This is a genomic window from Dehalococcoidales bacterium (genome assembly GCA_035529395.1).
In the GTDB taxonomy this organism is placed as follows: Bacteria; Chloroflexota; Dehalococcoidia; order Dehalococcoidales; family Fen-1064; genus DUES01.
In genome coordinates this window covers 1-10,625 of record DATKWT010000042.1, presented here as the reverse complement: position 1 = coordinate 10,625, position 10,625 = coordinate 1, and the positions used below count along the sequence as shown (strand labels likewise).

General features: G+C 56.1%; 12 protein-coding genes. 9 read left to right on the top strand and 3 right to left on the bottom strand.

Going from position 1 to position 10,625, the window contains the following annotated elements:
• Positions 1 to 268: 268 nt before the first annotated feature.
• From speE to VMW13_02625, 3 genes are all read right to left on the bottom strand, one after another.
• Complete coding sequence (speE, locus tag VMW13_02635; GenBank protein HUV43707.1) at positions 269 to 1,189, bottom strand: polyamine aminopropyltransferase; 921 nt, start codon at positions 1,187 to 1,189, stop codon at positions 269 to 271.
• 5 nt (positions 1,190 to 1,194) lie between these two features.
• The gene (gene speD, locus VMW13_02630) at positions 1,195 to 1,566 is read right to left on the bottom strand and encodes an adenosylmethionine decarboxylase (protein HUV43706.1); all 372 of its coding nucleotides are present in this window, start codon (positions 1,564 to 1,566) and stop codon (positions 1,195 to 1,197) included.
• Positions 1,567 to 1,682: 116 nt separating this feature from the next.
• Positions 1,683 to 2,672: an AAA family ATPase gene (locus tag VMW13_02625; protein ID HUV43705.1), complete on the bottom strand. Its 990-nt coding sequence runs from the start codon at positions 2,670 to 2,672 to the stop codon at positions 1,683 to 1,685.
• A gap of 1,180 nt (positions 2,673 to 3,852) precedes the next feature.
• Between VMW13_02625 and pyrR the strand changes: the two genes are divergently transcribed.
• The 9 genes from pyrR (at position 3,853) to VMW13_02580 (ending at position 10,581) form a co-directional block, all read left to right on the top strand.
• On the top strand, positions 3,853 to 4,428 hold the full coding sequence (gene pyrR / locus VMW13_02620; protein ID HUV43704.1) for a bifunctional pyr operon transcriptional regulator/uracil phosphoribosyltransferase PyrR: 576 nt from the start codon (positions 3,853 to 3,855) through the stop codon (positions 4,426 to 4,428).
• Between the two features lie 11 nt (positions 4,429 to 4,439).
• Positions 4,440 to 5,867, top strand: coding sequence for an aspartate carbamoyltransferase (gene pyrB / locus VMW13_02615; GenBank protein HUV43703.1), 1,428 nt, complete (start codon positions 4,440 to 4,442; stop codon positions 5,865 to 5,867).
• A gap of 2 nt (positions 5,868 to 5,869) precedes the next feature.
• Positions 5,870 to 7,195, top strand: a complete 1,326-nt coding sequence (locus VMW13_02610; protein ID HUV43702.1) for a dihydroorotase — start codon at positions 5,870 to 5,872, stop codon at positions 7,193 to 7,195.
• Between the two features lie 494 nt (positions 7,196 to 7,689).
• Positions 7,690 to 7,833 (top strand): hypothetical protein, encoded by a 144-nt coding sequence (locus VMW13_02605; protein HUV43701.1) that lies wholly within the window; start codon positions 7,690 to 7,692, stop codon positions 7,831 to 7,833.
• 213 nt (positions 7,834 to 8,046) lie between these two features.
• On the top strand, positions 8,047 to 8,805 hold the full coding sequence (locus tag VMW13_02600) for a dihydroorotate dehydrogenase electron transfer subunit (protein ID HUV43700.1): 759 nt from the start codon (positions 8,047 to 8,049) through the stop codon (positions 8,803 to 8,805).
• Positions 8,806 to 8,877: 72 nt separating this feature from the next.
• Positions 8,878 to 9,663, top strand: a complete 786-nt coding sequence (locus VMW13_02595; GenBank protein ID HUV43699.1) for a 5'-3' exonuclease — start codon at positions 8,878 to 8,880, stop codon at positions 9,661 to 9,663.
• A gap of 54 nt (positions 9,664 to 9,717) precedes the next feature.
• On the top strand, positions 9,718 to 10,134 hold the full coding sequence (locus VMW13_02590) for a secondary thiamine-phosphate synthase enzyme YjbQ (GenBank protein HUV43698.1): 417 nt from the start codon (positions 9,718 to 9,720) through the stop codon (positions 10,132 to 10,134).
• 153 nt (positions 10,135 to 10,287) lie between these two features.
• The gene (locus tag VMW13_02585; GenBank protein HUV43697.1) at positions 10,288 to 10,407 is read left to right on the top strand and encodes a hypothetical protein; all 120 of its coding nucleotides are present in this window, start codon (positions 10,288 to 10,290) and stop codon (positions 10,405 to 10,407) included.
• Positions 10,408 to 10,437: 30 nt separating this feature from the next.
• Entirely contained in the window at positions 10,438 to 10,581 is a 144-nt protein-coding gene (locus VMW13_02580; GenBank protein HUV43696.1) for a hypothetical protein, read from the top strand.
• Positions 10,582 to 10,625: the final 44 nt, after the last annotated feature.

Sequence of the window (10,625 nt, the reverse complement as noted above, 5' to 3'; positions counted from 1 at the left end):
AGGCTTGCTAGAATGACAGGGACTGTAAAGCCATTTGTCATTCTGGAGGAGTCCGTCCTCTCAATAACCCGAAGGACGACGAAGAATCAGGGATGGGGAAGGAGAACCCATTACCCACCACCCCAAGGTCCATTCGGCTTCGGCCTGCTGGCTTTGCCAGCAGGTAATCTCAGGATGACAACTGGCGCGGCGTCTCGCATACGGCGATACGGCTTTGCTGGTCTGACGATGGCAGCCTGCGTTTTCAAGTCAATTGTGAGACGGATGACTAGCTCTGGTACATGTACAGGGGAGTGTCGTCGGTTATCAGCCGGGCGGGCCTGGCAATCTCGTTCCTGAGGTGCTTGGGCAGGCTGAACATAGCCTGGTGGGTCAGGCCATCGTAGAACTTCAGGTGGTCCAGCGACCGGGCAGCAATGCGCTCATCTATTTCACTGGCAGATATCGGGAACGGGCTGACGCTTGACGATGCCAGGCAGAAGCCCCAGGGACCACCGAAAGAGGGAATGTCCACCTGGTAGGCGCAGACTATGGGAAAAACGCTCTTCAGCGTATTGTATACGGCAGAAAGATTTTCCAGCTCTGTCCAGGATGCCGAGCCGGACTGGACGGATATAATTCCATTGCTGGTCAGCTTGTTCCGGACCAGTTGGTAGAACTCCTGCGTATAGAGCAGGTATGCCGGCCCTTCCTCTATGGGCTCGGGCAGGTCGATGATTATCACGTCGAAAGACTCGCTGCTGCTGGCCAGGTATTCCCTGGCATCAGTATGGTACAACTCCGTACGGGGGTCATCAAAGGAACCACGGCTGTATTCGGGCAGCATTCGCTTGCAGATATCGACAACCTCTTCGTCGATATCCACCATTACCGCCCGCCTGACGGTCCTGTGGGACAGCACTTCCCTGAGGGTCGCTCCTTCACCACCCCCGGCAATGAAAACCGTCTCAGGACCGGGATGGGCAATCATTGGCGGCTGGACCAGTGCCTCGTGATAGATAAACTCGTCCGCGTCACTGGACTGAATCTTGCTATCCAGCACCAGGAACCTGCCAAAATTACCGCTACGGATAATCTCGATATTCTGGAACTTCGTCTGCCCGGTATACAGCACCGCTTCGATGCTGTGCAGTTGAATCAGGTGTTTACCTACTCTATCCCAGAACCATTTATCGGGGTCGCTATCCATGGTTCCTATCCTGACCTGACACGCTCGGTGATTCTGGTGCCTCTGGCAATCTCCTGTATGGAGTGCTTCCTGGCACCGAGCTTCTCAATGAGCACCTCTGCTGCCTTCTCCGGTTGCACCGTAGTGCCACAGGTGAAGATGTCGGCGGCGGCGTAGCCATATTCCGGCCAGGTATGGATGAAGAGGTGGGACTCGGCGACGACTACCACACCGCTTATACCGTGCGGGTTGAAACGGTGGAAAGACTCTGCCATCACCGTCGCCCCGGCCTCATTGGCCGCCGCTAGCATAGCCTCTTTGAGTGTGTCCAGGTTATTCAGAATCTCCTCGTTGCAGTCTTCCAGTTCCATCAATAAGTGTCTTCCTAGTGCATTCAATCACCAGCCCTCCCTAGAAGATTTTTCCGGTTACCTGATTCTCTAAGGCAAATCAGGCACGCCAGATTCTGGCGCAATATATATACGGCATCAGCCCTCGTGTCTTATGGCTCCGACTAGGCGCCCAGGCCCAGTCCCTTGTACAGTGCCGGGAAATCCAGATGCTCCTCGATGATGTCGCTGAGTCGCGGCAGTTTCTCCGCGCTAAAACGGGTCCTGGCCATGGCGTCTTCAATGTTAGAGACAATGGTGGCCACATCATCTTTGGCCATGATAATGGGGACCTTCTTGTCCTCCGCCTGGCCCATAATCTGTGCCAGCGGTTGCTGCTCGCCACTGAGGACAAGGCAGCGGGTGGATGTCTGCAGTGCCGCCAGTTGCATATCGGCCCGTTCACTCTTCAGTACGGCTACCTTGTTGTCCTTGAGGCCGTAGTACAGCGGGCCGGTGTCCACAGTCATCGCTCCGAGCATGAAGTTCTCCGCCAGCTCCTCAGATTTATCTGCGCTGTTCAGTATCTCCCCGTTTATACCCGCGGCCAGCTCCCCGACTGTCAGGGTAAAGAGTGCCCTGTCTTCAGGAAGTACGGCCAGGACCTTCAGTCCGGCAGCAGCAAAGGCTGGTTCTGCCTGGCTGCGTACCTGCTCTAACTGGCTTGCCGGCACCTTGTTCAGGACTACGCCGAGTACGCGGTCGCCGAACAGCTTGCGGGCTTTGGCCATCCTGTCTCCGGGTGACTCTTCAGGGCCATCTACTATGATAACCTTCGCATCCAGTGCCGCCACCGTATTCCGGGCGGTCTCGTTGGGTTCGTCAGTACCCTCGATAATGACGATATCCCTGGTCTTGGCGACCCGGTCGTAAGCCTGCTTGACCGGACCGGACAGCTTGCTCGCGTCTCCAAGGATTGGGCAGATGTCCTCAGGGGCTTCATCCAGGGAGAGAATGCTCTTCATCAGCGCGGCGTCGCTGTCAGCACCATCATGTGTGATTGGCTTGAGGAAGCCTACCTTCTTACCGTCGTTGACCAGGTGTTGCGCCAGCCCGGCACAGACGGTGGTCTTCCCACCGCCCTCTGCCAAAGAGGTTATGTACAAAGCGACCACGTTATACCCTCCTTGAGGACATTCCAAGTAGATATTATAAACCTTTATGTCTGTTTGGTAAAGGAGAACGGGAAGCACTATACTCTCGTTCGGAAAGGCAGGTGATACGTGTTCAAATAATCTTCACCAATGTCTGGAATGTACCGACCTATCCCCCTTGACGCCTCTTCCCAAGTCCTTACCAGAATAATGCAACACTCCCTAAGGTGCAAATGACGCCCGCCGACAAAAATAGCCCCACACCGTTTTGGGGTGTTAAAGAGGGGGCGTCCCTCAGAAGGGACGGAACCCCTCTTGAGGGGGATTTCAAGGGGGCGTCCCCCTTGACGTTCCCCTCTGTCCGGCGGGGCATGACCTGGCTGGGCTACCCGAAGCGAATCATGCGTGTACGCCCCATCCCCTGTATCCCCTTCCCCAAGCGGGGAAGGGGAAGAATGCGTTAGAGAGAGCGCCCCTCAGAAGGGGCGAAGCCTCTCTACAACTCTCCGCTTCGGGTCATTTCCCCAGGCTCTTACCAGAATAATGCAACACTCCCTAAGGTGCGAACAACCCCTGCCTGATAAGTATGACTTCACACCGTTTTGGGGTGTTAAAGAGGGGGCGTCCCTCAGAAGGGACGGAACCCCTCTTGAGGGGGATTTCAAGGGGGCGTCCCCCTTGATTCGGCTTCCACCCAACAGAACCTACGCACTGGTGTACGCCCTATCACCCTGTATCCCCCTTCTTTCCTGTCATTACGAGCTTACCTGCTGGCTTTGCTAGCAGGCCGAAGCTAAAGCAATCTCTATTTGTATTTACCCTATCCCGTGTGGCCCAGATGAGCCATGTGCAACCGGGACACCCCCTTGCTCCCTGCTCCCACGCCCTCCAAGCGGGAATGCAGTCACCAACACAACCAGAAGCCCGTCTCTGCCTTCTACTTACCATATCTACTTCTGAGTAGACATAACTCGAAAAACAAATCACGCCTGACCACCCTCGAATTGTTTCCCGGATTTTTTGTTTCTGGCACTATTCTGTCGTTTCGCCTGTAGCTCCCGCCCCCCTGAACTATTGCAATAGTACCGCCGAGGTTGTACAATTACCGGTAGAGCCTTTAAGCTGGTCCCGTGAGGCTGGCAAGGGAAGTAGTGAGCCTGATAGTAAGACCTCTTGCCGGCCGTAGCGAGAGGTCTTTTTTATGCCTGATAGAGTAATAATGACCTCGGGGGATGTCGGGCGGTCGCTGGCACGCATTGCCCACGAGATTATCGAGCGTAACCAGGAGCTTGAGAACCTGGTGTTCGTTGGCATGTACACTCGCGGGGCACCACTGGCCAGACGTCTCGCCGCTAATATCGCCCGGTTTGGCGGGCCGGAACTGCCGGTTGGTACCCTCGATATCAGTCTCTATCGCGACGACCTGTCCTATCTTGGTGAACAGCCTGTAGTGCAGCACACCGACATCCCGGTCGGTATCGAAGGTAAGTCGGTGGTGCTGGTTGATGACGTACTCTACACCGGTCGCAGTGTTCGTGCCGCCATGGATGCCCTGATTGACCTCGGTCGCCCTCAGTCGATTCACCTGGTAGTGCTCATTGACCGTGGACACCGTGAGCTGCCGATACGGGCCGACTACGTGGGTAAGAATGTGCCCAGTGCGCATGATGAAGATATCAGAGTCAGGTTGACGGAGACTGACGGGGTCGATGAGGTGTCCATCACCGATAAGGTAGCTTCCGTCTGCCCTGAGCAACGGGCTGGTAGGCAGTTCTGAAGGGAGGCATAATGGGTCTGTCAGATAGAAGCCTGATAACTATGGATGACCTGTCCAACAGGGAAATGGAAGCCCTGTTTTCCATGACCGACGAGATGGCCGACACAATCGGGGACCAGTATAACGTCTGCCAGGGCAAGATAATGGCCAGTCTCTTCCTTGAGCCGAGTACGCGGACACGCCTCTCATTTGAGACGGCAATGCACCGGCTCGGCGGCAATGTCATCACCGTAGCCGATGCCAAAGTATCCTCGTTGGCCAAGGGGGAGAGCCTGGCTGACATGGCCCGGGTTGTCGGGAGCTATGCCGACATCATAGTTGTCAGGCACCCGTGGGAGGGGGCTGCCCGAGTGGTGGCCGACTACGCGGGTATACCGGTGATAAATGCCGGCGACGGCGGCCATCAGCATCCGACTCAGACGCTGTGCGACCTTTATACTATCAGGAAAGAACGAGGGGATATCCGAGGACTGAGGATTGCCCTCTGGGGTGACCTGAAATATGGGCGGACGATTCACTCGCTTATTTTCGCCCTGGCCAAGTTCGGTGCGGATATCCTCTTCTGTCCCAGTCCCGGCCTCGAGGTACCGGAGAATATCGTCCGGAAACTGGTCACGGAATACGGTGGCCAGGTGGAGCGGGTTGCCGCCTCTGACCGTGCTGTTAAGGATGCTTTTCCCCTGGACGCGGTGTATGTCACGCCGAGCAGCCCCCACCAGCTGGCAATGATGCCGAATATCAACCTCGAAGCGGAATTGAGGGAGGGAGTCGATGCCCTCTATGTTACCCGACCACAGAAGGAGAGGTTTGTCGCTGGTACGGAACAAGAGGGGCTGAAGGAGAGGTATCCCGTGGTGGACAAGAAGCTCCTCAGGGGCAGGGAGTTCCGCAAGACGATTGTGATGCACCCGCTACCCCGCGTGGACGAGCTTGCCTATGATATTGACGCCGACCCCAGAAGCACATACTTCAAGCAGGCGGCTCGTGGTGTGCCGATACGAATGGCGCTTCTGGCGCTGCTCCTGGGAGCCAGGGAATGGCCAGCGTCGGGTGAGACAGGACCTGCTCTGTCGGGAGTGGAGTACCCCGTGTACCGGAGGGACAGCGGAGTGAGGTGCAACAATCCGGCCTGTGTATCGGTACAGGAAAGCGAGGCCCAGTACCTCAAGCCGGAGTTCAAGGTGGTCAGTCGCGACCCGCTGACACTGCGGTGTGTCTACTGCGAGCATGGCTGCCAGCCGGAGTACGTGGCCACCACGGACTGGCACGAGGGTACACTGGAATACAAGATATACCACCGCGCCGACAGTCACTGGGCGAAGAGAATCAAGCCGGAGAACCTGATTGTCTTCACTTCTGCGGAAGAGGCCGAAGCCCACGGTTTCAAGGCCAGACGGTATCCGGGGACACAACACGGGGAGAATGACACCGGGGAGTGATGATGCCTTTGCTTGTCCGGGGAGGCCGGTTGTTCGACCCCGCTCAGGGGATAGATAGCACCGGCAGCTTGCTTATCGATGGAGGCACTATCTCCTGGCTGGGTGCGGGAGAGGCTGTACCGCCGTCCGGTTGTGATATTCTCCCGGTGCAGGGATTCATTGTTTGCCCCGGGTTTGTTGACCTGCACTGCCATCTCAGGGAACCGGGCTTCGAGGAGAAAGAGACCATCAGCACCGGGACCCTGGCGGCTGCCCGGGGGGGCTTCACCACCGTCTGCTGCATGCCCAATACGGAACCACCCCTGGATAATGGAGCCACCATCAAACGTATGCTGACGACGGCTGCCGAAGAAGGCATGGTCCGGGTGCTGCCGGTAGGCTGCATTACGAAGGGTCGGAAGGGTGAGGAACTGGTGGATATGGCGGAGCTGGCCTCGGTGGGCGTTATCGGGTTCAGCGATGACGGCGACCCCGTGCCGGACTCGGGACTGATGAGGCGTGCCCTGGAATGCGCCCGCGAAGTTGACCTGCAGGCAGGTCTGCAGGTACACCTGCCTGTTATCGAGCACTGCGAGGACAAAGCCCTCACCGGAGACGGCGTCCTCAACGAAGGGGTGGTATCGGCGCGACTGGGACTTCGCGGTATCCCCGCCGCGGCTGAGGAAATAATGGTAGCGCGCAACATCGGGCTGGCCGGTTCGACAGGGGGACACCTGCACGTGGCGCATGTATCTACGAAAGGCTCCGTTGAGCTTGTCCGCCGTGCCAAACATGAAGGCTTGAATGTAACCGCCGAGGTAACGCCCCACCACCTGACACTGACCGAAGAAGAGGTGGCCGCCTGCGGAGCCAACGCCAGGGTCAACCCGCCACTGCGGACGGAGCAGGATATAGCAGCCCTTATCGAAGGGCTGGTGGATGATACGATAGACGCTATTGCCACCGACCACGCACCGCACACGGAAGCGGAGAAGAATCGGGGGCTGGAGCAGGCACCATCCGGCATCAGCGGTTTTGAGACTGCCTTCGGGGCTTTGATGAGCCTGGTCCATACCGGTCGCTTGCCTTTACCCACCCTTATCAGGAAACTCACCTCTGCTCCGGCGGCACTACTGGGAGAACGCTTCGGTAAACTCGGCACGCTGGAAATCGGCGCTGCCGGTGATATTGTCATCATCGACCCGGATATGGAATGGGTGGTCGATACTGCGAAGTTCGCTTCAAAGGGCAGGAACACCCCGCTGGCCGGGCGTACCCTGAAGGGCAGGGTAATGGCGACCATCTGCGGCGGAAGAGTGGTCTACAGGGACGAGAGTGTGCGGTTTTAATCAGGACCAAAGCCTCCACTGTCACTGCGAGGAATGCGGGCCGGCACGGACATTGCGACTGGCCCGCTGACGAAGCAGTCTCCTTCCCCGTGAGATTGCCGCGCCCTTCCGCCGAAGGGCTCGCAATGACAGACAGAGTCTAGTGAGATTAACAGGGTGCGCAGCCCCTCTAACCTGCACATTGAAATCTTGAGAAGCAGAGAGATAAGGGGGTGAGATAGCCAATGGATAGAGAAGAGAAGCTGCTAAAGCAATACGAGGTATGCCAGCACGACAGCAGTTCTATGGTTTCTGCTCACTGGACGGTGGTAGGTATCTTCATAGGCATTAACACTGCGCTCTTAGGAGCCGTCGCCTATATGCTGAGCAGCAGCTTTGGCAGTACTGTTCAGTGGACAGTTCTCGCGTTGGGCCTAGCGTCAGGAGGTATCTTTGTATGCCTATGGGCATGGCTTAACAGAGTGAACAAGCGTGTGCGATGTAATGAGTGCTTGATGCGCGACATAGAAGGAGAGTTGAATATTGAGGTCAAGAAGAAGCTGCGAGGTGATGGTTCCTGTCCGATCAGAGGAATATACGGAATACTCATTCTGCTGTGGATAGCGGCCATCGTAGGTGTCTTCTACTTCCCGTGTTGAAGGAGCCAGTTTGCCTCCCTGAAATCCTCATCATCACTTCCATACCATGGCCTTCCCATAAGGTGCGAAGGGCTCTCGTCTCAGGGATTACCTCCCCACCGTTTGGGGAGTCAAAGAGGGGTGGAACCCCTCTTTACGGGGGATGCCAAGGGGGTGCCCCCCTTGGAAGCGAACGGCTCTCAGGCCGCAGGGTGACAGTGAAAGGAAAATGAATTGAAGCAGACTATTGCCAGGGTTATCTCCAGCAAGCAGGTAATGCCCGGAACTTTTCTGACGTGGCTTGAGTCGCCGGAGATAGCTACGTCAGCACGACCGGGGCAGTTCGTCATGGTGTTGTGCGGTGAGGAGACGGTGCTGAGACGGCCGCTCAGCGTTCACCGGGTCTTGGGTGACCGGCTGGCCCTCCTGTTCGCAGTTATCGGGAAGGGGACACAGTGGCTGGCGGAGCGTGAATCAGGTGATGGTGTCGACGTTATCGGGCCACTGGGTAATGGTTTTACACCATCTCCTGAGTCCCGGAACCTGCTGCTGGTGGCTGGCGGCATGGGGATTGCTCCGCTTTGTTTCCTTGCCGAGGATGCTGTCCGGCAGGGTAAGAACGTAAGGTTGCTCTACGGTACTGCCAGCAGGGACCGGTGTCCTGTTATTACCGGGATAGCAGAGGTTGCCGTCACGGAAGATGGCAGTGTTGGTTATCGGGGTCTGGTGACTGACCTGATACCGGAACACATCGATTGGGCGGACCAGGTCTTCGCCTGCGGGCCTCCGGAGATGTACCGTGACATGGCGTCGCGGGTGGAGATGTTCGCCGGTAAGCCGGTGCAGGTGTCCCTGGAGACCAGGATGGGCTGCGGACGCGGTATATGCTACGCCTGCACCATCAAGACAAGGAATGGCCTGAAGCAGGTGTGCACCGACGGCCCGGTGTTTGGCCTGGACGAGATAGTGTGGGACGCCCTTGATTCCCTGTAACAAGCGTCTCAGGGGGGCTTCGACCCTTTTTCGCCAACTTTGCCCCGCTTCTTTCAAGTGTCGGGAGTTAGTATGAAAAGGCTTCTGCTCATAGACGGTCATAACATTCTTTTCAAAGCATTCTACGGAGTGCCAGAGAGACTGCTTCCAGATGGTAGACCCGTACAGGGAGTCATAGGCTTCATTGGCATTATGACTAAAATCATCAAGGAAGTAGAGCCTACCCATATTCTGGTAGTCTTCGATCCGGAGGAGGAACCATCAAGAGTAGGTCTGTATGCTCATTACAAGCAGAACAGACACGATTTCAGTGGTGAGCCTGATAGAGAGAACCCCTTTACTCAATTGGTTGACATCAAGAGAGCACTTTGCAGCCTGCATATCAACTATGTTGAGCAGCCAGGCTCTGAAGCAGACGACATGATAGCGAGCTTTGCCACTTGGTCTGATTGTGAAGTAGTAATTGCCTCGTCTGATACCGACTTTCTTCAACTGGTTACTGATAAGATTACAGTATTCGGTTATCATGGGGAAAGGTCTATTCTGCTCGATGAAGCCATGGTTCAGAATAAATATGGGGTTCACCCATCCAGATTCCTTGAATACAAGGCACTTGTCGGGGATAAATCAGATAACATCGATGGAGTAAAGGGCATTGGTCCGAAGACCGCAATAAGAGTTATCAACGGTGAAAGAGGACTCACCGGAGAGGAACAAGAGATTTTCGACAGGAATTGCAGCATCATCGCGCTGGATACCGATGTTAGTTTACCCTATGAACTGCATCAGCTCTTACTTAGCCATAACTTTGAGGGGTTCAGGGTTGGTGGATTCCTGAGGAATATCAAGGTGCTGTAGATTGAGACAGAGGGTGAGAGGTTAGAATCGGCTCACACGCACAGGAGGTTCACTATGATTGTCACCAGCAGGATAAGCCTTCAGACCGGTGGAGAGTGTGACGTTGTCGATATTACGTCTCAGGTAGCCAGCCAGGTCGCTGGATCGGGTATAGACAGCGGCACTGTTACCGTGTTCGTGGCCGGTTCCACCGCCGGAGTCACCACCATCGAGTACGAGTCCGGTGTCATTGCCGACTTGCAGCAGGCCTGGGAGCGTGTTGTACCGCGCAACATACCTTATGCCCATGACCGCCGCTGGGGTGATGGCAACGGTTACTCGCATGTCCGTGCCTCGATGTTGGGTTGCTCGCTGGTTGTACCGTTCAATGGTGGGAGGCTCACCCTCGGTACCTGGCAGCAGATTGTCCTGGTGGACTTCGATAACCGGCCTCGCTCAAGACAGTTAGTCCTTCAGGTCATGGGTGAATGATGTGTCTTTGCGCAGTCCCGGCTGCGCCAAGACCTGGCCTCGGTTGCGCCAAGGTGTGTCTGAGATGCCTGAGCTAGTACAGTACCTTGACTGCGAAAACAAGTAAGTCTTATAATAGAGCCGAGAAGAGTTCCCTGTGGAGGGTGACATAGCATGGCGAACCAGATAGGCAAAAGGTATCATTGTACCAAGTGCGGCAGTGAGTTCATTGTTACCAAGGCGGGTGCCGGTGAAATCCACTGCTGCGGCCAGCCAATGGAGTTGAAAAAGTAGACAACACCGAAAGACGAAGGAGGCACTTCTGTGGCCAGTCAATTGGGTAAGAGATACAAGTGCCCGACCTGTGGGACTGAGATACTGTGCATCAAGGCCGGACCTGGTGAAGTGAGTTGCTGCGCTAAGGAAGTAGAGCTTCAGCAACCGAAACCGATTCCATCATCGGACTAAGCGAGATACTTATCGAGTGCTGGACACTGTCGGACCGGCAGTGT

Bases quoted from the DNA above. Each gene is read 5' to 3' on its own strand.
- speE (HUV43707.1), bottom strand. From the start codon at position 1,189: ATGGATAGCGACCCCGATAAATGGTTCTGGGATAGAGTAGGTAAACAC.
- pyrR (HUV43704.1), top strand. From the start codon at position 3,853: ATGCCTGATAGAGTAATAATGACCTCGGGGGATGTCGGGCGGTCGCTG.
- pyrB (HUV43703.1), top strand. From the start codon at position 4,440: ATGGGTCTGTCAGATAGAAGCCTGATAACTATGGATGACCTGTCCAAC.
- VMW13_02610 (HUV43702.1), top strand. From the start codon at position 5,870: ATGCCTTTGCTTGTCCGGGGAGGCCGGTTGTTCGACCCCGCTCAGGGG.
- VMW13_02605 (HUV43701.1), top strand. From the start codon at position 7,690: ATGCGCGACATAGAAGGAGAGTTGAATATTGAGGTCAAGAAGAAGCTG.
- VMW13_02595 (HUV43699.1), top strand. From the start codon at position 8,878: ATGAAAAGGCTTCTGCTCATAGACGGTCATAACATTCTTTTCAAAGCA.
- VMW13_02590 (HUV43698.1), top strand. From the start codon at position 9,718: ATGATTGTCACCAGCAGGATAAGCCTTCAGACCGGTGGAGAGTGTGAC.
- VMW13_02585 (HUV43697.1), top strand. From the start codon at position 10,288: ATGGCGAACCAGATAGGCAAAAGGTATCATTGTACCAAGTGCGGCAGT.